This is a genomic window from Pseudomonas sp. TE3911 (genome assembly GCF_054062775.1).
Map to the genome: position 1 here is coordinate 4,023,893 of NZ_JBSSFP010000001.1, position 25,269 is coordinate 4,049,161.

Annotated in this window: 24 protein-coding genes; 2 read left to right on the forward strand and 22 right to left on the reverse strand. The window is 58.3% G+C overall.

Translation table 11 applies throughout. The annotated features are described in order from the left end of the window. Window positions 1–199 precede the first annotated feature (199 nt). From rpoS to ACVWXD_RS18290, 8 genes are all read right to left on the reverse strand, one after another. Entirely contained in the window at window positions 200–1,204 is a 1,005-nt protein-coding gene (gene rpoS / locus ACVWXD_RS18255; protein ID WP_032891629.1) for an RNA polymerase sigma factor RpoS, read from the reverse strand. Window positions 1,205–1,309: 105 nt separating this feature from the next. Further along, window positions 1,310–2,146: a peptidoglycan DD-metalloendopeptidase family protein gene (locus ACVWXD_RS18260; RefSeq protein WP_032891630.1), complete on the reverse strand. Its 837-nt coding sequence runs from the start codon at window positions 2,144–2,146 to the stop codon at window positions 1,310–1,312. A 207-nt stretch (window positions 2,147–2,353) separates the two neighbouring features. After that, window positions 2,354–2,989 (reverse strand): protein-L-isoaspartate(D-aspartate) O-methyltransferase, encoded by a 636-nt coding sequence (locus ACVWXD_RS18265; protein ID WP_169899534.1) that lies wholly within the window; start codon window positions 2,987–2,989, stop codon window positions 2,354–2,356. 41 nt (window positions 2,990–3,030) lie between these two features. After that, window positions 3,031–3,780: a 5'/3'-nucleotidase SurE gene (gene surE, locus ACVWXD_RS18270; RefSeq protein WP_032891631.1), complete on the reverse strand. Its 750-nt coding sequence runs from the start codon at window positions 3,778–3,780 to the stop codon at window positions 3,031–3,033. Beyond that, the gene (truD, locus tag ACVWXD_RS18275; RefSeq protein WP_032891632.1) at window positions 3,768–4,826 is read right to left on the reverse strand and encodes a tRNA pseudouridine(13) synthase TruD; all 1,059 of its coding nucleotides are present in this window, start codon (window positions 4,824–4,826) and stop codon (window positions 3,768–3,770) included. Before truD ends, surE begins: the two co-directional genes overlap by 13 nt. Then, window positions 4,823–5,296, reverse strand: a complete 474-nt coding sequence (gene ispF, locus ACVWXD_RS18280) for a 2-C-methyl-D-erythritol 2,4-cyclodiphosphate synthase (protein WP_181642728.1) — start codon at window positions 5,294–5,296, stop codon at window positions 4,823–4,825. Before ispF ends, truD begins: the two co-directional genes overlap by 4 nt. A 54-nt stretch (window positions 5,297–5,350) precedes the next feature. Continuing rightward, the gene (fghA, locus tag ACVWXD_RS18285; RefSeq protein WP_032891634.1) at window positions 5,351–6,196 is read right to left on the reverse strand and encodes an S-formylglutathione hydrolase; all 846 of its coding nucleotides are present in this window, start codon (window positions 6,194–6,196) and stop codon (window positions 5,351–5,353) included. An 8-nt stretch (window positions 6,197–6,204) separates the two neighbouring features. Continuing rightward, window positions 6,205–7,317 carry an S-(hydroxymethyl)glutathione dehydrogenase/class III alcohol dehydrogenase gene (locus tag ACVWXD_RS18290; protein ID WP_032891635.1) on the reverse strand — a complete coding sequence of 371 codons (1,113 nt, stop codon included), beginning with the start codon at window positions 7,315–7,317 and terminating at the stop codon, window positions 6,205–6,207. 110 nt (window positions 7,318–7,427) lie between these two features. Between ACVWXD_RS18290 and ACVWXD_RS18295 the strand changes: the two genes are divergently transcribed. Together ACVWXD_RS18295 and ACVWXD_RS18300 are read left to right on the forward strand one after the other, a co-directional pair. Continuing rightward, entirely contained in the window at window positions 7,428–8,354 is a 927-nt protein-coding gene (locus ACVWXD_RS18295; protein ID WP_122755695.1) for a LysR substrate-binding domain-containing protein, read from the forward strand. A gap of 138 nt (window positions 8,355–8,492) precedes the next feature. Beyond that, complete coding sequence (locus ACVWXD_RS18300; protein WP_122755694.1) at window positions 8,493–8,948, forward strand: hypothetical protein; 456 nt, start codon at window positions 8,493–8,495, stop codon at window positions 8,946–8,948. Window positions 8,949–9,086: 138 nt separating this feature from the next. On the opposite strand, the gene ispD is transcribed toward ACVWXD_RS18300, so the two are convergent. From ispD to ACVWXD_RS18370, 14 genes are all read right to left on the reverse strand, one after another. Further along, window positions 9,087–9,794, reverse strand: coding sequence for a 2-C-methyl-D-erythritol 4-phosphate cytidylyltransferase (gene ispD / locus ACVWXD_RS18305; RefSeq protein ID WP_457371237.1), 708 nt, complete (start codon window positions 9,792–9,794; stop codon window positions 9,087–9,089). Beyond that, window positions 9,791–10,069 (reverse strand): cell division protein FtsB, encoded by a 279-nt coding sequence (ftsB, locus tag ACVWXD_RS18310; RefSeq protein ID WP_003231201.1) that lies wholly within the window; start codon window positions 10,067–10,069, stop codon window positions 9,791–9,793. The genes ispD and ftsB overlap by 4 nt, the downstream gene beginning before the upstream one ends. 171 nt (window positions 10,070–10,240) lie before the next feature. Continuing rightward, window positions 10,241–11,530 carry a phosphopyruvate hydratase gene (gene eno, locus ACVWXD_RS18315; RefSeq protein WP_032891640.1) on the reverse strand — a complete coding sequence of 430 codons (1,290 nt, stop codon included), beginning with the start codon at window positions 11,528–11,530 and terminating at the stop codon, window positions 10,241–10,243. Between the two features lie 157 nt (window positions 11,531–11,687). Then, on the reverse strand, window positions 11,688–12,533 hold the full coding sequence (kdsA, locus tag ACVWXD_RS18320; protein WP_010563535.1) for a 3-deoxy-8-phosphooctulonate synthase: 846 nt from the start codon (window positions 12,531–12,533) through the stop codon (window positions 11,688–11,690). Window positions 12,534–12,538: 5 nt separating this feature from the next. Then, window positions 12,539–14,170: a CTP synthase gene (locus tag ACVWXD_RS18325; RefSeq protein ID WP_032891641.1), complete on the reverse strand. Its 1,632-nt coding sequence runs from the start codon at window positions 14,168–14,170 to the stop codon at window positions 12,539–12,541. Window positions 14,171–14,443: 273 nt separating this feature from the next. Continuing rightward, window positions 14,444–15,754, reverse strand: a complete 1,311-nt coding sequence (gene tilS, locus ACVWXD_RS18330) for a tRNA lysidine(34) synthetase TilS (RefSeq protein WP_457371238.1) — start codon at window positions 15,752–15,754, stop codon at window positions 14,444–14,446. Between the two features lie 161 nt (window positions 15,755–15,915). Beyond that, entirely contained in the window at window positions 15,916–16,863 is a 948-nt protein-coding gene (locus tag ACVWXD_RS18335; protein ID WP_457371239.1) for an acetyl-CoA carboxylase carboxyltransferase subunit alpha, read from the reverse strand. A 128-nt stretch (window positions 16,864–16,991) separates the two neighbouring features. Continuing rightward, window positions 16,992–20,513, reverse strand: coding sequence for a DNA polymerase III subunit alpha (gene dnaE / locus ACVWXD_RS18340; RefSeq protein WP_122680262.1), 3,522 nt, complete (start codon window positions 20,511–20,513; stop codon window positions 16,992–16,994). Between the two features lie 75 nt (window positions 20,514–20,588). Then, window positions 20,589–21,221, reverse strand: a complete 633-nt coding sequence (rnhB, locus tag ACVWXD_RS18345) for a ribonuclease HII (protein ID WP_122755691.1) — start codon at window positions 21,219–21,221, stop codon at window positions 20,589–20,591. Continuing rightward, a complete protein-coding gene (gene lpxB, locus ACVWXD_RS18350; RefSeq protein ID WP_032891645.1) occupies window positions 21,218–22,357 on the reverse strand; it encodes a lipid-A-disaccharide synthase in 1,140 nt (379 codons plus the stop codon). Before lpxB ends, rnhB begins: the two co-directional genes overlap by 4 nt. A 2-nt stretch (window positions 22,358–22,359) precedes the next feature. Then, window positions 22,360–23,136 carry an acyl-ACP--UDP-N-acetylglucosamine O-acyltransferase gene (gene lpxA / locus ACVWXD_RS18355; protein WP_032891646.1) on the reverse strand — a complete coding sequence of 259 codons (777 nt, stop codon included), beginning with the start codon at window positions 23,134–23,136 and terminating at the stop codon, window positions 22,360–22,362. Beyond that, window positions 23,133–23,573: a 3-hydroxyacyl-ACP dehydratase FabZ gene (gene fabZ / locus ACVWXD_RS18360; protein WP_003172281.1), complete on the reverse strand. Its 441-nt coding sequence runs from the start codon at window positions 23,571–23,573 to the stop codon at window positions 23,133–23,135. Before fabZ ends, lpxA begins: the two co-directional genes overlap by 4 nt. Before the next feature lie 110 nt (window positions 23,574–23,683). Then, window positions 23,684–24,739 (reverse strand): UDP-3-O-(3-hydroxymyristoyl)glucosamine N-acyltransferase, encoded by a 1,056-nt coding sequence (gene lpxD / locus ACVWXD_RS18365; protein WP_122680263.1) that lies wholly within the window; start codon window positions 24,737–24,739, stop codon window positions 23,684–23,686. 3 nt (window positions 24,740–24,742) lie between these two features. Beyond that, window positions 24,743–25,246, reverse strand: a complete 504-nt coding sequence (locus ACVWXD_RS18370) for an OmpH family outer membrane protein (protein ID WP_003172279.1) — start codon at window positions 25,244–25,246, stop codon at window positions 24,743–24,745. Window positions 25,247–25,269 lie beyond the last annotated feature (23 nt).

The following is a 25,269-nucleotide window of genomic DNA, read 5'->3' on the forward strand; positions in this document are numbered from 1 at the left end:
TAGTCGAAAAGACCCCGCCCTTAAAAGCGGGGTTTTTTTATGCCTGGGATTTGGTATTCGCACCAACTTTATGCCCGGCACAAAAAATGTGGGAGGGGGCTTGCCCCCGATAGCGGTGTGTCAGTCAATGCAAGTATCGACTGCTACGCCGCCATCGGGGGCAAGCCCCCTCCCACATTCAAGCATTCAAGCCGTGTCGTTATTGAAACAACGACTCACTCGACAAGCCATTCTTCTCCAGGATCTCGCGCAAGCGCTTAAGCCCTTCCACCTGGATCTGCCGCACCCGCTCACGGGTCAGGCCGATCTCCAGGCCTACGTCCTCCAGGGTGCTGCTCTCATGGCCGCGCAGGCCGAAGCGGCGAATCACCACCTCACGCTGCTTGTCCGTAAGCTCCGACAACCACTGGTCAATACTTTGGGACAGATCATCGTCCTGCAACAGCTCGCAGGGATCTGTAGGCCGATCATCCGTCAGGGTGTCCAACAGGGTTTTATCCGAATCCGGACCCAGCGAGACATCGACCGAAGACACACGCTCGTTAAGGCCCAGCATGCGCTTGACCTCCCCTACCGGTTTTTCCAGCAGGTTGGCGATTTCTTCGGGCGAGGGTTCATGATCGAGTTTTTGAGTGAGCTCACGCGCTGCCCGCAGGTAGACGTTGAGCTCCTTAACCACATGGATCGGCAACCGGATCGTGCGGGTTTGATTCATGATCGCCCGTTCGATGGTCTGGCGGATCCACCAGGTAGCATAGGTTGAAAAGCGGAAGCCCCGCTCTGGGTCAAACTTCTCCACCGCGCGGATCAAGCCCAGATTGCCCTCCTCGATGAGGTCCAACAAGGACAACCCACGATTGACGTAGCGTCGGGCGATTTTCACCACCAGGCGCAGGTTGCTTTCAATCATGCGCTTGCGCCCAGCCGGATCCCCCTTTTGCGACAACCGCGCAAAATGGACTTCTTCTTCGGGGGTAAGCAGGGGGGAAAAGCCGATTTCATTGAGATACAGCTGGGTCGCGTCGAGCGCCCGTGTGTAATCAATGTATTTATGCTGCTTTAAAGCGGTAGAGTTCTTGGATTTGGTACGAACTGAAGGTGTTGCAGGTCCCTCATTCGACATCGATTCCATAGCGATACCGGTCTCCATAAGGAGAACCTCATCGTCGATGTCAAACTCCGGCGCTTCTTTACTGAGAGCCATTGTTATAGTCCTTTGGTGAGTTCGACCTCAAGCTCAAGCGACGCCTTTATCCTTGGCAACGCTGGAGCCTGTTCCTTCTACGTGAGGGAACAGGCTGGCAACACATCAACGACGGGGTAAGAATTGCAGCGGATCTACAGGCTTCCCTTGACGGCGAATCTCAAAGTGCAGTTTCACCCGGTCTGTACCCGTTGAACCCATTTCGGCAATTGTCTGTCCGACTTTGACCTGCTGCCCCTCCCGAACCAACAGCCTGCGGTTATGACCGTAAGCACTGACGTAGGTATCGCTGTGTTTGATGATGACCAGCTCGCCGTAGCCCCGTAAACCACTCCCGGCGTACACCACCGTCCCATCAGACGCAGCTAAAACAGGCTGTCCCAAATCACCGGCGATATCAATGCCTTTATTCAAACTACCGTTTGAAGAGAATTTTCCAATTAATACTCCGTTTGAGGGCCATCCCCAGCCCGTCGGAGCAGGCCCGGCAGGCGGCAACGGCGCAGCTGTTGGCTTGCCTGAGGCCGCCGGGACAGCAGTGCCGGCAGGGCGTGTAATGATGGTGGTTTTGCTAGAAGACGACGGCGAAGATCCTGTGTTTGTCACAACCGTCGTAGGCGTGGAACCGGTGCGACCGTCAAAGCGAATCGTCTGACCCGGATGTATGGTGTAAGGCACAGGAATATTGTTACGAGCTGCTAGTGCCTTGTAATCCCACCCGTAACGGAAGGCGATTGAGAACATCGTGTCGCCTTTGCGCACCACATATTGCCCGGTGGTTACCGTGGGCTTTTGCGGTGCCGCACTATTACGGTCAACGACCCGTGCGCCGCTGCTTGGCGAGCTGGAACAGCCGACCAACAAGGAACCGAAGACAAGGCCAAGCACCAGTCGTTGAAAACTTGTTTTACCCATACGCTGCGCAAGACCTGTGAGACTCACCCGCCGCTCCCTTTGTGGTGGCTGAACATGAATGCCTGTATCAGGCTTGAAATATGTCGCAAGTATAACTGGGCACTGAAGTTTTACCGGCACGCGACTGAAACGAATCATTCAGCGTGTTGAATCACCGCACCTATCATGTTGACTTGATAGACCCCGCCGTAAGACAAATCCCCGTCCGCAGAATTCAGTAGCGTCGAAAATTCGTCAGGCCAGCGGTCCGTTGAGCAACGGAACAAAACGCACGGCGCCCAATACATGCCGGGAAAAACCGTCGTCCTCACGGACAATAAGCATCAATTGTTGCACTTCGCCGGAACCGACCGGGATGACCAGGCGCCCGCCTGGGGCCAATTGGTCGAGCAACGCTTGCGGAACATCGGTGGCCACGGCGGTGACGATAATGCCGTTGTACGGCGCCAGCGCCGGCCAGCCTTCCCAGCCATCGCCCCAGCGAAATACCACGTTGCGCAAGTTCAGCTCCACCAGGCGCTCCTTGGCACGGTCTTGCAGCACCTTGATGCGCTCCACCGAGAACACGCGCTCCACCAACTGCGACAGCACGGCGGTCTGGTAGCCGGAACCGGTGCCGATCTCCAGCACCTTGTCCAGCGGGCCCGCCGCCAGCAGCAGCTCGCTCATGCGCGCCACCATGTAGGGCTGGGAGATGGTCTGGTTATGGCCAATCGGCAACGCCGTATCTTCATAAGCGCGATGGGCCAGGGCTTCATCGACAAACAAATGACGAGGGGTGCGGCGGATCACTTCCAACACCTGAGCGTTGGACAACCCCTCTTCATAAAGGCGCTGAATCAAACGCTCACGGGTGCGCTGGGAGGTCATACCGATGCCACGACGCAGCAGGTCGTCTTGTTCACGAGCCATCAGCGCAATCCCTCCAGCCAGACTTCAAGACCACTGAAGGCATCGCTGAAGGTGCGGTCGAATTGCAACGGAGTAATCGACACATAACCCTGCATCACCGCGTGAAAGTCCGTGCCCTCGCCACCGTCTTCGGCATCGCCAGCTGCCGCTATCCAATAGCCTTCCTTGCCACGCGGGTCGACCACCTTCAACGGTGCCGCCGCACGGGCACGGTGGCCAAGACGTGTCAGCTTGATGCCGCGAATGTGATCGAGGGGCAAATTGGGAATATTGACGTTGAGCACCGTGCGCGGCGGCAGGTCCAGGGAGGCATGAGCCTCCACCAACTTGCGTGCGAAATAGGCGGCGGTGGGCAAATTGTCCAGTTGCCGCGAGGCAAACGAAAAAGCGAACGAGGTACGACCCAGAAAGCGCCCTTCAAGCGCTGCCGCCACGGTGCCGGAATACAGCACATCATCGCCCAGGTTGGCGCCGAGGTTGATGCCCGACACCACCAGGTCCGGCTCTTGATCCAACAGGCTGTTGATCGCCAGGTGCACGCAGTCGGTGGGCGTGCCGTTGACACTGATAAAGCCATTAGCCAGAACCTGCGGGTGCAGGGGACGGTCGAGCGTCAGCGAACTGCTGGCGCCGCTCTTGTCCTGGTCGGGGGCAACCACCACGCACTCGGCGTAATCTTCCAGCGCAGCATAGAGCGCAGCAAGACCGGGTGCGGTGGCACCGTCATCGTTTGATATCAGAATACGCATGGGCTGTCCGTCTGCCCCACCGGCACCAGATCAACGAGCTCGCGCACCAAGACAGTGGCGAAGCATCCGGCCGGTAGGACGAATTCCAATTGCAGAATGTCAGGCCCGGGATAATGCCACGTCAACCCGCCAATGGGCAGTCGCAGAATGCGACGTTCCTGGCTCATGCCGGCATTCACCAGCCAATCCCGCAGGTCGGCTTCACCGGCGGCAACCGCCTGCTCCAACTCAAACGTGGCGCCAGTCGCCGGAGAATCACCCTCGCCCCACTGCGGGCCGGTGGGGTGCAGATCCAGGATCGCCAGGCGCGGGTCGCTGCACTCAGCCTCACCCGCCGGAAAAAAACTGCGGCTGTCAGTAAACGCCAGCAGATCACCCACTTGCGCACGCTGCCAGGAACCGTCGGCGACGCGCGCCGCCAGTACTTTGTTGAAGAGGAAACTACGCGCCGTAGACAACAACCGCGAACGCACATTGCGCTGCTCCGGCAGGGCCTTGCGCGCAGCCCATCCACGGGCGTCGACAACGTTGCCACCGTCGTGGCCGAAACGCTGGGTGCCGAAATAGTTGGGAATGCCGTGCTGGGCAATCAGTTGCAGGCGCGCGTCGATGGCGGCGGTATCACCCACCAGTTGGGTCAGGCGCAAGGTGAATCCATTGGCCGCGTGCGCGCCGCGCTGCAGCTTGCGCTTGTGACGGGCAGTCTTGAGGATCTTGAGCGTGTCGTTTTCAGCAGTGCTCATGTCCGGGTCGGCCTTGCCCGGCAGTTGCACGCTGAACCACTGGCGGGTCAGCGCCTGACGGTCCTTGAGCCCGGCATAGCTGACGGTGCGCAACGGCACGCCGGCGGCCTTGGCGATACGGCGCGCAGCTTCCTCGGTGTTGAGGCCACGTTTTTCCACCCACAGCCAAAGGTGCTCGCCCTCGCCGGTCAGCGGGATATCCAGCACTTCGTCCACCTGAAAATCTTCGGCAGTGGCCTTCAGGACGGCGCTGCCCAAAGCTTCGCCGTAGGCACGCGGGCCCAGCAGTTCCAGATCATTCATGCGCGCAGCAACAAGGCGACGGAGTGCACCGCAATGCCCTCTTCACGACCGGTAAACCCGAGCTTTTCGGTGGTGGTGGCTTTCACGTTCACTTGATCCAATTCAATTTGCAGGTCTGCGGCAATCAGTGCACGCATTGATTCGATATGGGGCGCCATCTTCGGCGCCTGGGCCACGATAGTGTTGTCGACGTTACCGACCTTCCAGCCCTTGGCGTGGATCAGGCTGACCACGTGGCGAAGCAATACACGGCTATCAGCGCCCTCGAAGGTGGGGTCGGTGTCCGGAAAATGCTTGCCGATATCACCCAACGCCGCCGCGCCGAGCAAGGCATCGCTCAAGGCATGCAAGACAACGTCGCCGTCGGAATGAGCCAGCAACCCATGGTGGTGTGCTATGCGCACGCCGCCCAGGGTGATGAAATCGCCTTCAGCGAAACGGTGCACATCGTAGCCGTGGCCAATACGCATAAAAAAACGCCCCGATTTAATTCAGGGCGTGATTCTACCTACTTTTGCCTCACATTAACCGAGCAAAGCGCGGCCATGGTGTCGCAAATGGTCTTCGATGAAGCTGGCGATGAAGAAGTAGCTGTGGTCATAGCCGGGTTGCAGGCGCAGTTCCAGCGGATGCTTGGCCGCCTTGGCCGCTTGCTGCAAGGCCTCAGGCTTGAGCTGCACCGCGAGGAAATCATCGCGATCGCCCTGATCAACCAGCAAGGGCAGCTTTTCCGAGGCTTCGCTGATCAATACGCAGGCATCCCATTCACGCCACTTAGAGCGCTCTTCACCCAGGTAACGGGAGAAGGCTTTCTGGCCCCACGGGCAATCCATCGGGTTATTGATAGGCGAAAACGCCGACACCGACAGATAACGTCCGGGGTTGCGCAACGCACACACCAGTGCGCCGTGTCCGCCCATGGAGTGGCCGCTGATACCACGCTTGTCCGAAGCGGGGAAATGCGCTTCAACCAAAGCAGGCAATTCCTGCACCACATAGTCATGCATCCGATAATGCTTGGCCCATGGTTCCTGGGTGGCATTCAGGTAAAAGCCAGCGCCCAGGCCAAAGTCCCAGGCGTTATCTGGATCACCCGGGACACCGGGACCGCGAGGGCTGGTATCCGGCGCCACGATGATCAGCCCCAGCTCGGCGGCCATGCGTTGCGCGCCAGCCTTCTGCATGAAGTTCTCATCGGTGCAGGTCAACCCGGAGAGCCAATACAACACCGGCAGCTTGCCGCCCTGCTCCGCTTGCGGCGGCAGGTAAACGGCGAAGGTCATGTCGCAATCGAGCACATCGGAATGATGCTTGTAGCGTTTATGCCAGCCGCCGAAGCTCTTCTGGCAGGACAGGTTTTCCAGACTCATGGGAGACCTCAGAAGTGGATGACGGTACGAATGCTCTTGCCTTCATGCATCAGGTCAAACGCTTTGTTGATGTCTTCCAGGCCCATGGTATGGGTAATGAATGTGTCCAGCGGGATTTCGCCGGTCTGGGCCATTTCCACGTAGCTTGGCAACTCGCTACGACCGCGTACGCCGCCGAATGCCGAACCGCGCCAGACGCGACCGGTCACCAACTGGAATGGGCGCGTAGCGATTTCCTGGCCCGCACCGGCCACACCGATGATCACCGACTCGCCCCAACCTTTGTGGCAGCACTCAAGGGCAGCACGCATCAGTTGCACGTTGCCGATGCACTCGAAGGAAAAATCCACACCGCCGTCAGTCAAATCAACAATCACGTCCTGGATCGGGCGATCGTATTCTTTCGGGTTGATGCAGTCGGTGGCGCCCAATTGCTTGGCGATTTCGAACTTGGCCGGGTTGATGTCGATGGCAATGATGCGACCGGCCTTGGCTTTCACCGCGCCAATAATGGCCGACAGACCAATTCCACCGAGACCGAAAATGGCCACGGTGTCGCCCGGTTTGACCTTGGCAGTGTTGATCACCGCGCCAATACCGGTGGTAACGCCACAGCCCAGCAAGCAGACTTTTTCCAGCGGCGCTTCTTTAGGAATCTTGGCCACGGAAATTTCCGGCAGCACGGTGTACTCGGAGAAGGTCGAGGTGCCCATGTAGTGGAAAATCGGCTGACCCTTGTAGGAAAAACGCGTGGTGCCATCTGGCATCAGGCCTTTGCCTTGGGTGGCTCGAATGGCTTGGCACAGGTTGGTCTTGCCCGACAGGCAGAATTTGCACTTGCCACATTCCGGGGTGTACAGCGGGATCACATGGTCGCCGACGGCAACTGAAGTCACACCCTCGCCAATCGCTTCAACCACCGCACCGCCCTCGTGGCCGAGAATCGATGGAAAGATGCCTTCCGGGTCAGCACCCGACAGGGTGTAAGCGTCGGTGTGGCATACGCCGGAGGCCACAACGCGCAGCAGGACTTCGCCAGCCTTGGGCATGGCGACATCCACTTCAACAATCTCAAGGGGTTTCTTGGCTTCGAAGGCGACGGCGGCGCGGGACTTAATCATCCGGTATTTCTCCAGGGCGTTAAAAATTGAGAGGGAGAGTGTAAAACATGGCGTACTGATTAATAATCCAGCCAAAAGCAAAACATTATTGCTGTACAGGGACAATCATGATGTCGGAGAACCGCTGGGAAGGCATCGACGAGTTCGTCGCCGTGGCTGAATGCAGTCAATTTACAGCTGCCGCCGAGCGCCTGGGTGTGTCGTCGTCCCATATCAGTCGCCAAGTCGCACGCTTGGAGGAACGGCTGCAGACACGGTTGCTTTATCGCAGTACACGCAAAGTGACCCTGACCGAAGCCGGGCAAACCTTCCTCCAGCATTGCCAACGCTTGCAGGACGGCCGCGAAGAAGCATTGCGGGCGGTGGGCGACTTGACCAGCGAGCCAAAAGGCATGTTGCGCATGACGTGCGCCGTGGCTTATGGCGAGCGATTTATCGTGCCTTTGGTGACGCGGTTCATGGGGCTGTACCCGCAGTTGCGGGTGGATATCGAACTGAGCAACCGCCAGCTCGATCTGGTACACGAAGGCCTGGACCTGGCAATTCGCTTGGGGCGCCTCTCAGACTCAAGAATGGTTGCCAGCCGTCTCGCGCCGCGGCGCATGTATTTGTGTGCATCGCCGTCCTATCTCGAACGCTATGGGCGCCCCCATAGCTTGTCGGAATTGAGTCGGCATAACTGCCTGATTGGCAGCTCGGATATCTGGCAACTGGCTCAGGACGGCCGGGAGTTTTCCCAGCGGGTGCAGGGAAACTGGCGTTGCAACAGTGGGCAAGCGGTGCTGGATGCTGCATTGCAGGGCGTGGGATTGTGCCAACTGCCGGATTATTACGTGCTGGAACATTTGCGCAATGGTGCACTGGTGTCGCTGCTGGAAGCGCATCAGCCGCCGAATACAGCGGTGTGGGCGCTGTATCCGCAGCAACGGCATTTGTCGCCAAAGGTGCGCAGTTTGGTGGATTACCTAAAAGAAGGCCTATCAAACAGGACAGAATACAAAGCCTCTGACGTCCTGTTCTCCCACGACCTCATATGATGACCAGCGCTACTGTCAACTCTGACAGTAGTGAGCAAAGATGAATGGTGGTTCCCTACGGTTTCACTGCTGGCGCTGCATCATCAATTTTACGGCGCTGCCCAATGAGGCCTATCAAGATGACGCAGGGAAACTGCCATGAAAAATGTAAACACCGCAGATATCGAAAAGCAGCTTGAACAGAACATAGCTGCATATAAAAAGCACAACGTCGATTCAGAGGGTTCAGCCGACTTAAGGATCGAAAGTACTGAACGCTATGCGACCAAAGACGCACATTTTTATCAATTCGACAATCATGAAGTGATTCAGATAGGAGTGCCCGCAACAGACCCTGAAGCCCCCGGTCATCCGGTAATCATAGATATTTTTTCTTTTAGCCCACCCTTTGAATCGGGAAGTTTCGATCTCATCACCGGATTCCCCATCCGGCTAAACGTTCACCATCCTTTGCTACGCGACGCCAAAATGAAGCATGGCAACTTGGAACTGACAGTAGAAGATAGACAACTAAATGGCCGACTCAGCTGCGAGTTCACCCATGAACACCTTGAACTTAGAATGAACACGGCATTCGCGATCACAAAATCATAGGAAGACGACGTATCAATAATCGGTGCTACGCGCGACCGGTGCCCATGACAGCGGTATGGGCACTTTCAGGTCAAACATACCGAAGATGAAGACGCCGCCGAGAGCAGCGTTTGCCTGGCACAGCCTCTCAGCCAACAATCACTGCCGATTTGCCCAGCGTAACCGTAACCACTCCAGATCCTCGGGCCGGGTCACCTTGATATTGTCCGAACGCCCCTCAATTAACCGCGGCGCCTGACCGGACCATTCCATTGCCGAGGCCTCATCGGTGATGACCGCATCCGCTACCAGGCTATCGGCCAAGGCACGATGCAACGCACCGAGTCGGAACATCTGCGGCGTGTACGCTTGCCAGATCAGGCTGCGGTCGACGGTTTCATCGACACGACCGTGTTTGTCGGCGCGCTTTAGGGTATCGCGGGCCGGGACGGCCAGTAGGCCACCGACAGCATCATCGGCCAGTTCGCTTAACAGTTTGTCGAGATCATCGCGGCTTAAATTGGGCCTGGCGGCGTCGTGCACCAGCACCCAGTCGTCATCGCTCGCGCCCAGGGCATTGAGGTGCAACAGAGCGTTTAGCACCGAACCCGAGCGCTCCGAACCGCCGTCCGCACGCTGTATACGTGGATCAATGGCGCATGCCAGGTTGGGCCAATAAGGGTCATCCATGGCAAGGCTGACCACCAACCCCTTGAGATTGGGGTGGTCGAGAAAACAGTAGAGGCTGTGTTCAAGAATAGTGCGCCCGCCCAGTTGCAAATATTGCTTGGGACGGTCCGCAGCCATACGGGCACCGACGCCCGCGGCGGGAATTACGGCCCAGAAGGCCGGCAAACTTTTGTTCATTGGGCCAACTGGTAGAGGGTTTCGCCCTCCTTGACCATGCCCAGTTCGTGACGAGCCCGCTCTTCAACGGTCTCCGTGCCTTTTTTCAACTCAAGCACTTCAGCGTCCAGGACGCGGTTGCGCTCCAGCAGGATCTCATTTTCGGCGTGCTGTGCAGCAATTTGCTCAGTCAGGTCTTTTACCTGCGCGAAGCTGCCATTACCCACCCACAGGCGGTACTGCAGGCCAGCCAGCAACAAGAGCAAGACGAGGAACAACCAATTGGGACTGCGCATCGAATATCGGGTATCCAGTGAAAAAAGACAGCCATGCATAACTTTTGAAGCAACTGATAGCACGAAGCCTGGAAGAACCAGGCTTGTGCTTGATAGCCATCAGATTAGCGCCGAAATGTTCACTATCGTGAACTTTCCGACGCAATCCGCCGACTTTTTACCATTTACAGATTAGCCGCGAAACTCGCCGCGACCGTTGTACTTGGCTTTGCCAGCCAGTTGCTCTTCGATACGCAGCAATTGGTTGTACTTGGAAACGCGATCGGAACGGCACAGCGAACCGGTCTTGATCTGGCCCGCCGAAGTGCCTACAGCCAGGTCGGCGATGGTCGAATCTTCGGTTTCGCCGGAGCGGTGGGAGATCACGGCGGTGTAGCCCGCAGCCTTGGCCATCTGAATGGCTTCCAGGGTTTCGGTCAAGGTGCCGATCTGGTTGAACTTGATCAGGATCGAGTTGGCGATCTTTTTATCGATGCCTTCTTTCAGGATCTTGGTGTTGGTCACGAACAGGTCATCGCCCACCAATTGGACTTTCTCGCCGATCTTGTCGGTGAGGATTTTCCAGCCGTCCCAATCGGACTCATCCAGGCCGTCTTCGATCGAGATGATCGGATAGCGCTGGGTCAGGCCCTTCAGGTACTCAGCAAAACCTTCGGAGTTGAACACTTGGCCTTCGCCGGACAAATTGTATTTGCCGTCTTCGTAGAACTCGCTGGCCGCGCAGTCCAGGGCCAGGGTCACGTCAGTGCCCAGCTTGTAGCCAGCGTTGGCCACGGCTTCGGAGATCACTTTCAGCGCATCTTCGTTGGATGCCAGGTTTGGAGCGAAGCCACCTTCGTCGCCTACAGCAGTGCTCAGGCCACGGGCCTTCAGAACAGCTTTCAGGTGATGGAAAATCTCGGTACCCATGCGCAAGCCTTCGGAGAAGGTCTTGGCGCCAACCGGCTGCACCATGAATTCCTGGATGTCGACGTTGTTATCAGCGTGCTCGCCACCGTTGATGATGTTCATCATCGGCACCGGCATCGAGTAAACACCCGGAGTGCCGTTCAGGTTGGCGATGTGAGCATACAGCGGCAAGTCCTGGTCCTGGGCAGCAGCCTTGGCAGCGGCCAGGGAGACGGCGAGGATAGCGTTAGCGCCCAGGCTACCTTTGTTTTCGGTGCCGTCGAGCTTGATCATCGCGTGGTCCAGAGCTTTCTGGTCCAGCGGATCCTTGCCCAGCAACAGGTCACGGATCGGGCCGTTAATGTTGGCTACAGCCTTGAGTACACCCTTGCCCAGGTAACGGCTCTTGTCGCCATCACGCAGTTCCAGCGCTTCGCGCGAACCGGTAGAAGCACCGGACGGCGCGCAGGCGCTACCGATGATGCCGTTATCGAGAAGCACGTCGGCTTCGACGGTGGGGTTGCCACGGGAGTCGAGAACTTCACGACCTTTGATGTCGACGATTTTTGCCATTGTTGTAAACACTCCAAAGTTGACGAAAACGACGCAGCTGAAGGGAAACTTTTGACCGACCGCAAGGGTGGAACAACGGGGCAGGCTTGCAGGCGACAAGGCTCAGGCCCGAGGGCCTGAACAGAAAACGTGGGAAAGTCTACCGGAGAAACGACGCTTACGCGGTCTCTACTGTCGGAAAACTCTTGACCAGTTCGTCCAACTGCTTGAGCTGGGCCAGGAATGGCTCCAGCTTGTCCAGGCGCAGGGCGCATGGACCGTCGCATTTGGCATTATCCGGGTCCGGGTGGGCCTCCAGGAAAAGGCCAGCCAGGGACTGGCTGATGCCGGCCTTGGCCAGGTCCAGCACCTGGGCACGGCGCCCGCCTGCGGAATCGGCGCGACCACCGGGCATTTGCAGCGCGTGGGTCACGTCGAAGAACACGGGGTATTCGAACTGCTTCATGATGCCGAAACCGAGCATGTCCACCACGAGATTGTTGTAGCCGAAGCTCGAACCACGCTCGCAGAGGATCAACTGGTCGTTACCCGCTTCCACACACTTGTTCAGGATGTGCTTCATCTCCTGAGGTGCGAGGAACTGGGCTTTCTTGATATTGATCACTGCGCCGGTCTTAGCCATCGCGACGACCAGATCGGTCTGGCGCGACAGAAAGGCCGGCAACTGGATGATGTCGCACACCTCGGCGACCACGGCAGCCTGTTCAGGCTCGTGGACGTCGGTGATGATCGGCACGCCGAAGGCTTGTTTGATGTCCTGGAAGATCCGCATGCCTTCTTCAAGGCCTGGGCCGCGGTAGGACGTTACGGACGAGCGATTGGCCTTGTCGAAGCTGGCCTTGAACACGTAAGGGATACCCAATTTCTGGGTAACCTTGACGTACTCTTCACAGACCTGCATCGCCATGTCGCGGCTTTCCAGCACGTTCATGCCGCCGAACAGCACCATGGGTTTGTCGTTGGCAATCTCGATGTCGCCTACGCGAATGATCTTCTGGGCCATCAGGTTTACGCCTTCTTCTGATGTTGCGTCAGTGCAGCTTTGACAAAACCGCTGAACAACGGGTGACCGTCGCGTGGAGTCGAGGTGAACTCTGGGTGGAACTGGCAAGCGACGAACCATGGATGATCCGGTGCTTCGACCACCTCAACCAGCGCGCCATCACCGGAGCGACCGGAGATTTTCAGGCCGGCTTCTTTGATTTGCGGCAGCAGGTTGTTGTTCACTTCGTAACGGTGACGGTGACGCTCGACGATCACGTCCTTGCCGTAGCAATCGTGAACCAGCGAGCCCGGCTCCAGCAAGCAATCCTGCGCGCCAAGGCGCATGGTGCCGCCCAGGTCGGAGCTTTCGGTACGGGTTTCAACAGCGCCGGTGGCGTCTTCCCACTCGGTAATCAGGCCCACGACCGGGTGACCGCTCTTGCTGTCAAACTCGGTGGAGTTGGCGTCTTTCCAGCCAAGCACGTTGCGGGCGAACTCGATAACCGCCACTTGCATGCCCAAGCAGATACCCAGGTACGGCACCTTGTTCTCACGAGCGTACTGTACGGCGGTGATCTTACCTTCCACGCCACGCAGGCCGAAACCGCCTGGAACGAGGATCGCGTCAACACCTTCGAGCAGCGCGGTGCCCTGGTTCTCGATGTCTTCGGAGTCGATGTAGCGCAGATTGACCTTGGTACGGTTGCTGATACCCGCGTGGCTCATCGCTTCGATCAGCGACTTGTACGCGTCGAGCAGCTCCATGTACTTGCCGACCATCGCGATGGTGACTTCGTGCTCAGGGTTGAGCTTGGCGTCAACCACAGCTTCCCACTCGGACAGGTCCGCACCGTTGCATTGCAGGCCGAAACGCTCGACCACAAAATCGTCCAGGCCTTGCGAGTGCAGGATGCCCGGGATCTTGTAGATGGTGTCGGCGTCTTCCAGGGCGATCACCGCACGTTCTTCAACGTTGGTGAACTGCGCGATCTTGCGACGCGAGGAAATGTCGATCGGGTGATCGGAGCGGCACACCAGTACGTCCGGCTGCAGGCCGATGGAACGCAGTTCCTTGACCGAGTGCTGCGTAGGCTTGGTTTTGGTTTCGCCAGCGGTGGCGATGTACGGCACCAACGTGAGGTGCATCAGCATCGCGCGCTTGGCGCCGACTTCGAAACGCAACTGGCGGATAGCTTCGAGGAATGGCTGGGATTCGATGTCACCCACGGTGCCACCGATCTCGACCATCGCCACGTCGGCATCGCCTGCACCCTTGATGATGCGGCGCTTGATTTCATCGGTAATGTGCGGAATCACCTGGATGGTTGCACCCAGGTAGTCACCACGGCGCTCTTTGCGCAGAACGTGCTCGTAGACACGGCCGGTGGTGAAGTTGTTGTTCTGGGTCATGGTCGTGCGGATGAACCGCTCGTAGTGGCCCAGGTCCAGGTCGGTCTCGGCGCCGTCGTGTGTGACGAACACTTCACCATGCTGGAACGGGCTCATGGTGCCCGGGTCGACGTTGATGTACGGGTCCAGCTTGAGCATGGTGACTTTAAGCCCCCGCGCCTCCAGGATGGCCGCCAATGAAGCGGAGGCAATGCCTTTCCCCAATGAAGAAACAACACCGCCCGTGACGAATATGTAGCGCGTCATGAAAAACCCTAGAAGTCTGCGTTAAAGCGGTCCGAGCCGCCGGGGAAAGCGAAGAGAGGCCGAAGCCCCCGATCACCAGCATTAATCACAGTGCACCTTTCAAAAAAACCGCCGCGTTGTGACAGACCAGCAGTGAAACACCGGTGCGTTGATCGCTACACATTTTTTGGAATCGCCCAGCAAAGACGGCTTGGTAATCGGCAACTGCTGCGATTCAGGCGAATCCACAGAAGTTGTATCAAGAAGGGAGCGTAGTCTACCGGAAAGGCTCTATCAGCTCAAACCTTGATCGCAGCTCTGTGGCATCCAATGTAATTTCCAGCCATCACTCGGTGAGGCCCAGAGTCCAGTGAGGTTGGGCACGCCGAGCAATTGCTCGCCCTGATACAGCAGCGGCAATCTGCCACGGACGAAGCCCGGCACTCCATGCTCATTGAGCAGGCGCTTCAGGTCACGCCGGCCTCGGCCTGGCACTTCAAGCATTTCACCGCCATGGCGATAACGGACCTCCAGCGGGACTTCGGGCACCTTGCCGATAATTTCCAGCAGGCCATTGCCGGGTAACTCTAGTGGGTTTTGCGGGCGAGGCCAGCTCACCGACGCGCGGGAAAATTCCGACCAGGCGCGAGACAACCACCAGATGCGTTCGCCACAACGGTGCAATTCTCCATCGGCCAGGCGCCACAAGGGCTGTGCGTCACCCTTGGCATCGCGTAGGGAATACCAGCCAGCCCAGTGGTCGGTGTCGGGCAACCGGGTCAGCGGCGCCAGCCAATGGCGTAGGACGTTGCGCTGACGGGCATCGGAAAGATCGCGCAGTGGGCCGAGGGCCAATGACGGCAAAGGCAGCCAAGGAAACCGTGAAGGTTGATCCGCGACTTGTAGGTCCATGCTGGCTAACTCACCCAGCAATGCCTGGGCTTCACCGAAGTGTTCGGCAGTGCGGGCCAGGCTGGAGACGGCTTGGGGCCAACGCTCCGTCAGCGTCGGGATCACGCGGTGACGCAGGTAATTACGGGAGAACTGCATGTCGGCGTTGGAAGGGTCTTCGATCCACTTGAGTTGATGTTCATAGGCGTAGGCCACCAGCTCGGTGCGCGGGACATCCAACAACGGCCGCACCAAATGGCCGCCCGCCAATGGACGGTGCACAGGCATTGCCGCCGCCCCCCGCACGCCGGCCCCGCGCAACAGGCGAAACAGCAGGGTTTCAGCCTGATCGTCGCGATGCTGGCCCGTGAGCAACACCTCCCCTGCCCCGATCACCTCGGTAAACGCCCTGTAACGTGCATCACGCGCTGCACGCTCAAGGCTGGCGCCGGGCTGTACCTGCACACGCATTACGCGCAGGGGCACGCCCAGCCTGTCGCAAATGGACTGGCAATGGCTCGGCCAGGTGTCGGCGGCGGATTGCAGGCCATGGTGGACATGGACAGCGCTTAGAGGCGGAAGGGCTTCGGCGCTGGCCAGGAGATGCAGCAGGACAGTGGAATCAAGACCACCAGAGAAGGCGATATGCCAAGCCGGGGCTTTGCGCCAAGGGGCTAGGGCGTGCAGGAGTTTGGCGGATAAAGTCGGTTTCATCACAGGTTACCGCCGCAAATCTGGAATACCCAAGCCAAGCATACACAAGGCAAATGTGGGAGGGGGCTTGCCCCCGATAGCGGAGCATCAGCCAGTGAATACAGTGACTGACACTCAGCAATCGGGGGCAAGCCCCCTCCCACATTAGTACCGCTGCGGCCTTAGAGGCCGTAGCTCATCAGGCGTTCGTAACGACGGGCCAGCAGCGCTTCGTTGTCCAGTTTTTTGAGCATCGCAAGCTGCGAACCCAACTCGGCACGGATAGTCGAGGCGGCAGCAGCCGGGTCGCGGTGGGCGCCGCCCAATGGCTCGGCGATCACTTTGTCCACGATACCAAGGCCCTTGAGGCGATCAGCAGTGATGCCCATGGCTTCGGCAGCGTCCGGTGCCTTTTCTGCAGTCTTCCACAGGATCGAGGCGCAACCTTCTGGCGAGATCACCGCGTAGGTCGAATATTGCAGCATGTTCAGTTGGTCGCAGACGCCAATGGCCAATGCACCGCCGGAACCGCCTTCACCAATCACCGTGGCGATGATCGGGGTTTTCAGGCGAGACATGACGCGCAGGTTCCAGGCAATCGCTTCGCTCTGGTTGCGTTCTTCAGCGTCGATACCTGGGTATGCACCCGGCGTGTCGATGAAGGTCAAGATCGGCATCTTGAAGCGCTCAGCCATTTCCATCAAACGGCAAGCCTTACGATAGCCTTCCGGACGCGGCATGCCGAAGTTGCGGCGGACTTTCTCGCGCACTTCACGGCCTTTCTGGTGACCAATCACCATTACAGGCTGGTCGTCCAGGCGAGCGATACCGCCCACGATGGCCGCGTCGTCGGAGAAGTGGCGATCGCCATGCAACTCGTCGAACTCGGTGAAAATGTGCTGAATGTAGTCCAGGGTGTACGGACGGCGCGGGTGGCGGGCCAGGCGCGCGATCTGCCAGCTGGTCAGCTTGCCGAAGATGTCTTCGGTGAGCGTGCTGCTCTTGTCTTGCAGGCGAGCGATCTCATCGCCGATATTCAGCGAATTGTCATTGCCGACCAGGCGCAGTTCTTCGATCTTGGCTTGCAGGTCAGCGATCGGCTGTTCGAAATCAAGAAAATTCGGGTTCATAAGCGTCCGTCTTGGGTCGACGGCCAGGGAGTGCCTGGCCAGCCGGTTGTCTGTTCGCGCCCTACCTTAAGGGAGAGGCGCGTTCAGGTCGAGATTAAATGTTCAGCCGAGGTCAGACGTTCTGACCGTCAGCGGTATTGGAGGAAGACGTTGTCTCGACCGAACTGGTCACGCAAAGCTTGAATCAAGCCATCAGCCGGATCAATTCGCCAGGTCTCGCCGAACTGCAACATCGCCTTGGCGTCGCCGCCGGTGTACTCCATGGTCACCGGGCATGCGCCACGGTGACGCTTGAGCAAGTCACCCAGCCAGCGTAGCTGATCGCCCTTGAGCGCCTCGGTCTTGACCTTCAAGCGCAGGCTTTCAGCCAGGTTGGTGCGCGCATCTTCCATGCTCATCACCCGCTTGATACGCAGGCGCAGGCCACCGGAGAAGTCATCGTTGCTGACCTCCCCTTCCACAACCACCATGGCATCGGTCTGCAGCAGCGACTGCGCCGAATGGAAGGCATCAGCAAACAGCGAAGCTTCGATACGGCCCGAGCGGTCATCGAGAGTGATGAAACCCATCTTGTCGCCCTTCTTATTTTTCATCACCCGCAGGGCGATAATCATGCCGGCGACGGTTTGGGTGTCCCGCGCCGGTTTCAGGTCGATGATGCGCTGACGGGCGAAACGGCGGATCTCGCCTTCGTATTCGTCAATCGGGTGACCGGTGAGGTACAGGCCCAAGGTGTCTTTTTCACCCTTGAGGCGCTCCTTGAGAGTCAACTCTTTGGCCTTGCGGTGATTGCCGTACACGTCCGCATCTTCTTCGACGAACAACCCGCCAAACAGGTCGGCGTGGCCGCTGTCATGGGTACGGGCGGTCTGCTCGGCAGCTTTGATCGCTTCTTCCATGGCAGTGAGCAGCACCGCGCGGTTGCGGTCGATATTTGCCTGGTAGGCCTTCGGTTCATCGTGAAAGTAAGGGCCGAGACGGTCCAGCGCACCGCTGCGGATCAAGCCATCAAGGGTTCGCTTGTTGATGCGCTTGAGGTCAACCCGCGCGCAGAAGTCGAACAGATCCTTGAACGGCCCGTCCTGACGCGCTTCGGTAATCGCCTCCACCGGGCCTTCGCCCACGCCTTTGATCGCGCCCAGGCCATAGATGATGCGGCCTTCGTCATTCACCGTGAACTTGAACTCCGAGGCGTTCACGTCAGGCGCGTCGAGGCGCAGCTTCATGGTGCGCACTTCCTCGATCAAGGTCACAACCTTGTCGGTGTTGTGCATGTCCGCAGAAAGTACCGCAGCCATGAACGGCGCCGGGTAGTGGGCTTTCAGCCAGGCGGTCTGGTAAGACACCAGGCCGTAGGCGGCGGAGTGAGATTTGTTGAAACCATAACCGGCGAATTTTTCCACCAGGTCAAAAATGTTACCGGCCAGATCGGCGTCGATATTGTTGGTGGCGCAACCCTCAATGAAACCGCCGCGCTGCTTGGCCATTTCCTCGGGTTTCTTTTTACCCATGGCTCGACGCAGCATGTCCGCACCGCCGAGGGTGTAGCCCGCCATCACCTGAGCGATCTGCATCACCTGTTCCTGGTACAGGATGATGCCGTAGGTTGGCGCCAACACAGGCTTGAGGCCTTCGTACTGGTAGTCGGAGTGCGGGTAGGCCAATTCGGCGCGGCCGTGCTTACGGTTGATGAAGTCGTCAACCATGCCCGACTGCAGCGGGCCCGGACGGAACAGGGCCACCAGTGCGATCAAGTCTTCCAGGCAGTCGGGCTTGAGCTTTTTGATCAGCTCTTTCATGCCCCGCGACTCAAGCTGGAACACAGCTGTTGTTTCAGCTTTTTGCAGCAATTGGTAAGTCGGCTTGTCATCCAACGGGATGAACGCAATATCCAGCGGCTCTTCGTCGACCTTGGCGCGCTCGCGGTTGATGGTCTTCAGCGCCCAGTCAATGATCGTCAGGGTCCGCAGGCCGAGGAAGTCGAACTTCACCAGGCCGGCCGCCTCAACGTCGTCCTTGTCGAACTGGGTAACCAGGCCGCCGCCTTCTTCATCGCAATAGATCGGCGAAAAGTCAGTGAGTTTGGTCGGCGCGATCACTACGCCACCGGCGTGTTTACCGACGTTACGCACGATACCTTCGAGCTTGCGCGCCATGTCCCAGATCTCGGCGGCTTCCTCATCGATCTTGATGAAGTCACGCAGGATTTCTTCCTGCTCGTAGGCCTTTTCCAGGGTCATGCCGACTTCGAACGGGATCATCTTCGACAGCCGGTCGGCCAGGCCGTAGGACTTGCCCTGCACCCGGGCCACGTCGCGGATTACCGCCTTGGCCGCCATGGAACCGAAAGTGATGATCTGGCTTACCGCGTTGCGGCCGTATTTCTCGGCCACGTATTCGATCACGCGGTCGCGACCGTCCATGCAGAAGTCGACGTCGAAGTCGGGCATGGAAACCCGTTCCGGGTTCAGGAACCGTTCGAACAGCAGGTCATATTCAAGAGGGTCGAGGTCGGTGATCTTCTGCACATAAGCCACTAGCGAGCCGGCACCCGACCCACGGCCAGGGCCTACGGGCACGCCGTTGCTTTTCGCCCACTGGATGAAGTCCATTACGATCAGGAAGTAACCGGGGAACCCCATCTGGATGATGATATCCAGCTCGAAATTCAGCCGGTCGACATACACCTGGCGCTTGGCTTCGTAATCTTCAGTGGTGTCCTTGGGCAACAGCACGGAAAGCCGTTCTTCCAGGCCATCGAACGACACCTTGCGGAAATATTCATCGATGGTCATGCCATCGGGAATCGGGAAGTTGGGCAGGAAGTGCGTACCCAGCTTCACTTCAATGTTGCAGCGTTTGGCGATCTCGACAGAGTTTTCCAGGGCCTCGGGCAAGTCGCTGAACAACTCGGCCATCTCTTCGGCGCTTTTGAGGTATTGCTCTTCGCTGTAATTTTTCGAGCGGCGCGGGTCATCCAGGGCCCGGCCTTCACCGATGCAAACACGGGTTTCGTGGGCTTCGAAATCTTCTTTCTTGATAAAGCGCACGTCGTTGGTGGCGACCAGTGGCGCGCCCAGCTTTTCGGCCAGGGCAACGGCGGCGTGCAGATGTTCTTCATCATTGGGGCGGTTGGTGCGCTGCACTTCAAGGTAGAAACGGTCGGGGAAGACCTGCATCCACTCCTTCGCCAGCACTTCGGCTTCCTGGGGATTGCCCCCCAGCAGTGCGAGACCAATCTCCCCCTCTTTAGCGGCCGACAGCATGATCAGGCCTTCGCTGGCCTCGGCAACCCATTCACGCTCGATAATGATCGAACCGTTGCGTTGACCATCGATGAAGCCACGGGAGATCAGTTCAGTGAGGTTGCGATAACCCACGCCGTTCATCGCCAAAAGGCTGATGCGGCTCAGCGCGTTATCCGGATCTTTGTTGGACAGCCACAGGTCGGCACCGCAGATAGGCTTGATGCCGGCCCCCATGGCGTTCTTGTAGAACTTGACCAGGGAACACATGTTGTTCTGATCGGTAACCGCCACCGCGGGCATGTTCATGCCCACCAGGGTTTTGACCAGAGGCTTGATCCGTACCAGGCCGTCGACCAGGGAGTACTCAGTGTGCAGGCGTAGGTGAACGAATGAAGCCGGCATAGTGATCCTGTCTTATACGTGGAAACAACAAGGCCCGGATTGTACCGGGCCTTGGCAAAAACATCAGCCTCGCGACTACACCTCGCTGAGACTCTCCCGCGCTTCGTAAGCCAGGCGCACCGGGGCAAACGAGCGGCGGTGGATAGGCGTGGGGCCGAGGCGGACCAGGGCTTCCAGATGAACGGGCGTCGGATAGCCTTTGTGACCACCGATGCCGTAGCCGGGATAGATCAACTCGAACGCGGCCATTTCCCGGTCACGACTGACCTTGGCCAGGATCGATGCCGCTGCGATGGCCGGAACCTTGCTGTCACCTTTGACCACTGCCTCGGCCGGCATCGCCAATTTAGGGCAGCGGTTACCGTCGATCATCGCCAGTTTGGGTGTGATGTGCAGGCCTTCAACAGCACGCTGCATGGCAAGCATGGTGGCGTGGAGAATGTTCAGCTCGTCAATTTCTTCGACTTCGGCCCGGGCGATATGCCAGCTCAGGGCTTTTTCACAAATCTCGTCGTAGAGCTTTTCGCGACGAGCTTCGGTGAGCTTCTTCGAATCGTTGAGGCCAAGGATCGGACGGTTCGGGTCAAGAATCACAGCTGCGGTGACCACCGCACCGCAGAGGGGACCGCGCCCTACTTCATCAACACCGGCCACCAGTTCATGGGCTTGTGCAACCAGGCTGAAATCCAGGCCCATCTGCGTACTCATAACGTTTCCTGTTTGTGGCCGATCAAACTCAACACGGCGTCTGCTGCCTGGTTCGACGCATCACGGCGCAGGGTGCGATGAATCTCATCAAACCCTCGGGTCTGCTCTTCGCCGCCATCGATCAGGGGCAGCAGTGTCTGCGCCAAGGCCTCCGGTGTCGCATCGTCCTGCAGCAACTCCGGCACCAACAAGCGCTGGGCCAGCAAATTGGGCAAAGAGATATAGGGGCTTTTGACCATGCGTTTGAGAATCCAGAACGTCAGCGGTGCCAGGCGATACGCCACAACCATCGGACGCTTGTACAACAAGGCTTCCAGGGTTGCCGTGCCTGAAGCAATCAGCACCGCATCGCAGGCCGCCAATGCCAGGTGCGATTGACCATCAAGCAATGTCAACGGCAGGTTACGACCTTCCAGCAGCGTTTCGATCTGTGCGCGACGCTGTGGGCTTGCACAGGGCAGTACGAAACGCACACCTGGCTTCAAGGCTTGCAGGCGCTCGGCGGCATCGAAGAACACGCTGGCCAGCCGACCGACTTCTCCCCCCCTGCTGCCCGGCATCAACGCGACGAGCGGGCCATCGGGCAAGCCCAACTGCCCACGGGCCGCCACGCGATCGGCCTGCAAAGGGATGTCGTCCGCGAGCGTATGCCCAACGAACCGTACCGGCACGCCCTTTTCTTCGTAGAACCTGGCCTCGAACGGCAACAGGGTGAGCATCAGGTCACAGCCTTCACGGATCTTCAGCACACGCTTTTGTCGCCACGCCCACACGGAGGGGCTAACGTAGTGCACGGTTTTGATCCCGGCCTGACGCAGCTTGAGTTCGATATTGAGGGTGAAGTCCGGTGCATCGATTCCGATAAAGACGTCGGGTTTTTCTTCGATCAGGGTCTGAATCAGCAGCTTGCGGCGCGCCAACAGCTCACGCAGGCGACCCAGCACTTCCACCAACCCCATAACCGACAGGCGCTCCATGGGGAAATAGGAAGTGAGGCCTTCAGCCTGCATCAATGGGCCACCAACACCGATGAATTCAACCGCCGGATGCTGGGCCTTGAGGGCCCGCATAAGACCTGCGCCCAGGATATCGCCGGAAGCTTCTCCGGCCACCAGCGCAATTCGCAGATTAGCCATGATCAGCGAGTGATGCCGCGAGTCGACGCCTGGATCGAATCACGGAACACCGCGACTTCCGGGAACAACGCTGCCGGCTCGGTCAGTTGGGTCAACGCCTGATCTACTGTCAGCCCCTGGCGATAAACGACCTTATAGGCACGACGCAGGGCGTGAATGGCCTCTTCGCTGAAACCACGACGGCGCATGCCTTCGAAGTTCATGCTGCGAGCTTCAGCGGGGTTGCCGAACACCGTGACGAACGCCGGGACGTCCTTGCCGATGGCGGTGCCCATGCCGGAGAAGCTGTGGGCCCCAATGTGGCAGTACTGATGGACGAGCGTGAAGCCTGAAAGGATTGCCCAATCGTCGACGTGCACGTGGCCAGCCAACGCCGTGTTGTTGACCAGGATGCAGTGGTTGCCGATCACGCTGTCATGCCCGATATGGGCATAGGCCATAACCAGATTGTGATCACCCAGTGTGGTCTCGGCACGATCCTGCACGGTGCCACGGTGAATGGTCACGCCTTCACGGATGATGTTGTGATCACCGATTACCAAGCGTGTTTCTTCACCCTTGTACTTCATGTCCGGGGTGTCTTCGCCTACCGAGGAAAACTGGTAGATGCGGTTGTGTTTGCCAATGCGGGTCGGACCTTTGAGGATCACGTGCGGCCCGATGACAGTCCCCTCGCCGATTTCCACACCTGCGCCGATGATCGACCAGGGGCCGACCTCAACGTCGGCGGCCAGTACGGCCGACGGATCGATGATTGCGCGAGGGTCAATCAAACTCATAGTTTGCGTTCCGCGCAGATGATCTCGGCAGAGCACACTGGCTTGCCGTCTACCGAGGCCTGGCATTCGAACTTCCAGATCTGGCGCTTGCAGCTGATGAATTTGGCTTCCAGGATCAACTGGTCACCCGGAGTAACCGGGTTGCGAAAGCGCAGCTTGTCGGAGCCCACGAAATAGTAAAGCGTGCCGTCGGCAGGCTTAAGGTCAAGCATTTTGAAACCAAGGATACCGGCAGCCTGGGCCATCGCTTCGATGATCAACACGCCCGGCATGATGGGATGCGCGGGAAAGTGACCGTTGAAGAACGGTTCGTTGATGCTGACATTCTTGTAGGCACGAATGCGCTTTTCCTCAACATTGAGGTCCACTACGCGGTCCACCAGCAGGAACGGGTAACGGTGAGGCAGGTATTCGCGAATCTCGTTGATGTCCATCATTTCGGGGGGAAGCCTGTAATAAAGATTGGGGGCGGGCGACTAAACGCACGCCCCGCTAGCAAATCAAGGAGGCAGTCTAGCGGCTGTGCACACTTGATATGGAAATGGTATCAGCCTTCAGATGAAGCATTACCGCCAGGGGTCACGTCCCCAACACGCTTTTCCAGCTGTTTGAGACGTCGAGCCATGTCGTCAAGCTGCCTCAAACGTGCCGCACTCTTGCGCCATTCAGCCGCAGGCTGCATGGCGGTACCGGATGAATAGGCCCCAGGCTCGGTAATCGAGTGAGTGACCATGGTCATTCCGGTGATAAAAACGTTGTCGCAAATATCAATATGCCCCACCAGACCGACGCCACCGGCGAGCATGCAATGCTTGCCGATTTTGGTGCTGCCGGAAATCCCCACGCATGCAGCCATGGCGGTGTGATCGCCAATCTGTACGTTGTGAGCAATCTGGATCTGGTTGTCGAGCTTCACACCGTTGCCGATCACGGTATCGGCCAAGGCCCCGCGATCGACAGCTGTATTAACACCAATTTCCACGTCGTCGCCGATCAAAACGCCGCCGACCTGGGCAATCTTGTTCCAGATACCTTTGGAGTTGGCAAAGCCGAAGCCTTCCCCTCCGATCACCGCACCTGACTGGATAACCACCCGCTCACCGATACGCACATCGTGGTAAAGGGTCACGCGAGGTGCCAGCCAACCATCGGCACCGATTTCACAACGCGCACCAATAAAGCAATGCGCACCAACAGTTACACCGGCCGCAATGCGCGCACCACTCTCGATCACCGCAAAAGCGCCAATGCTCGCCGCAGGATCAACCCGGGCATCATCGGCGATCACCGCCGACGGGTGAATCCCGCTGGCTGCCTTGGGTTTTGGATCAAATAGGTGCGAAACCTGTGCATAGGCCAGATACGGGTCAGCTACCACCAGCGCATCCCCAGCAAACCCTTCGGCGTCAGCTGCCTTGAGCAATACGGCTGCGGCTTGGCTATCGACGAGGTATTTACGGTATTGAGGGTTTGCGAGGAAGCTCAACTGAGATGGGCCAGCCTCCTGCAAGGTGGCTAGCCCAGTAATTTCCTTCTCCTGGGAGCCACGCAAGGTGGCCCCCAGGAACTCGGCCAACTCGCCGAGTTTGATAGTCGCGGTCATGGCTTACTTCAGCTGGTTCATGCGCTCGATCACCTGGCGGGTGATGTCGTATTGAGGTTTGACGTCAATTACTGCGCCACGCTCGAACACCAAGTCAAAGGCACCTTTCTTGATGACTTCTTCCACAGCGCTGTCGAGTTTCGGCTTGAGCTGCTTGAGCATTTCACGGTCGGCAACAGCCTTGGCTTCGTTCAGCTCCTTGGATTGGAACTGATAGTCACGGGCCTTTTGCTTGAACTCAAGCTCCAGACGCTCGCGCTCGCCTTGCTGCATTTTGTCCCCACCCGCTACCAGACGATCCTGGATGCCCTTGGCGCTGCTTTCCAGCGTCTTAAGCTTGGTCAGTTGCGGACCGAATTTCTTCTCGGCATCCACGGCGTATTTTTTGGCCGCATCGGATTCCAGCAATGCCATCTGATAGTTCAGAACGGCGATTTTCATTTCGGCGAAGGCCGGGGTGGTCACCAGCACGGTGGCCAGCAGAACCAATTGAGTCAACTTACGCACGATGTACTCCTACAGAATCCGTT

What these genes read in the sequence shown, in the direction of transcription:
- ACVWXD_RS18265 (WP_169899534.1), bottom strand. Translation starts at nt 2,989, where the DNA reads ATGACCTCCCAGCGCACCCGTGAGCGTTTGATTCAGCGCCTTTATGAA.
- kdsA (WP_010563535.1), bottom strand. Translation starts at nt 12,533, where the DNA reads ATGGCCCAGAAGATCATTCGCGTAGGCGACATCGAGATTGCCAACGAC.
- surE (WP_032891631.1), bottom strand. Translation starts at nt 3,780, where the DNA reads ATGCGTATTCTGATATCAAACGATGACGGTGCCACCGCACCCGGTCTT.
- ispF (WP_181642728.1), bottom strand. Translation starts at nt 5,296, where the DNA reads ATGCGTATTGGCCACGGCTACGATGTGCACCGTTTCGCTGAAGGCGAT.
- ispD (WP_457371237.1), bottom strand. Translation starts at nt 9,794, where the DNA reads ATGAACAAAAGTTTGCCGGCCTTCTGGGCCGTAATTCCCGCCGCGGGC.
- dnaE (WP_122680262.1), bottom strand. Translation starts at nt 20,513, where the DNA reads ATGCCGGCTTCATTCGTTCACCTACGCCTGCACACTGAGTACTCCCTG.
- ACVWXD_RS18335 (WP_457371239.1), bottom strand. Translation starts at nt 16,863, where the DNA reads ATGAACCCGAATTTTCTTGATTTCGAACAGCCGATCGCTGACCTGCAA.
- truD (WP_032891632.1), bottom strand. Translation starts at nt 4,826, where the DNA reads ATGAATGATCTGGAACTGCTGGGCCCGCGTGCCTACGGCGAAGCTTTG.
- rnhB (WP_122755691.1), bottom strand. Translation starts at nt 21,221, where the DNA reads ATGAGTACGCAGATGGGCCTGGATTTCAGCCTGGTTGCACAAGCCCAT.
- ACVWXD_RS18295 (WP_122755695.1), top strand. Translation starts at nt 7,428, where the DNA reads ATGTCGGAGAACCGCTGGGAAGGCATCGACGAGTTCGTCGCCGTGGCT.
- tilS (WP_457371238.1), bottom strand. Translation starts at nt 15,754, where the DNA reads ATGAAACCGACTTTATCCGCCAAACTCCTGCACGCCCTAGCCCCTTGG.
- fghA (WP_032891634.1), bottom strand. Translation starts at nt 6,196, where the DNA reads ATGAGTCTGGAAAACCTGTCCTGCCAGAAGAGCTTCGGCGGCTGGCAT.
- fabZ (WP_003172281.1), bottom strand. Translation starts at nt 23,573, where the DNA reads ATGATGGACATCAACGAGATTCGCGAATACCTGCCTCACCGTTACCCG.
- ftsB (WP_003231201.1), bottom strand. Translation starts at nt 10,069, where the DNA reads ATGCGCAGTCCCAATTGGTTGTTCCTCGTCTTGCTCTTGTTGCTGGCT.
- lpxA (WP_032891646.1), bottom strand. Translation starts at nt 23,136, where the DNA reads ATGAGTTTGATTGACCCTCGCGCAATCATCGATCCGTCGGCCGTACTG.
- lpxD (WP_122680263.1), bottom strand. Translation starts at nt 24,739, where the DNA reads ATGACCGCGACTATCAAACTCGGCGAGTTGGCCGAGTTCCTGGGGGCC.
- lpxB (WP_032891645.1), bottom strand. Translation starts at nt 22,357, where the DNA reads ATGGCTAATCTGCGAATTGCGCTGGTGGCCGGAGAAGCTTCCGGCGAT.
- ACVWXD_RS18290 (WP_032891635.1), bottom strand. Translation starts at nt 7,317, where the DNA reads ATGATTAAGTCCCGCGCCGCCGTCGCCTTCGAAGCCAAGAAACCCCTT.
- rpoS (WP_032891629.1), bottom strand. Translation starts at nt 1,204, where the DNA reads ATGGCTCTCAGTAAAGAAGCGCCGGAGTTTGACATCGACGATGAGGTT.
- ACVWXD_RS18300 (WP_122755694.1), top strand. Translation starts at nt 8,493, where the DNA reads ATGAAAAATGTAAACACCGCAGATATCGAAAAGCAGCTTGAACAGAAC.
- ACVWXD_RS18325 (WP_032891641.1), bottom strand. Translation starts at nt 14,170, where the DNA reads ATGACGCGCTACATATTCGTCACGGGCGGTGTTGTTTCTTCATTGGGG.
- eno (WP_032891640.1), bottom strand. Translation starts at nt 11,530, where the DNA reads ATGGCAAAAATCGTCGACATCAAAGGTCGTGAAGTTCTCGACTCCCGT.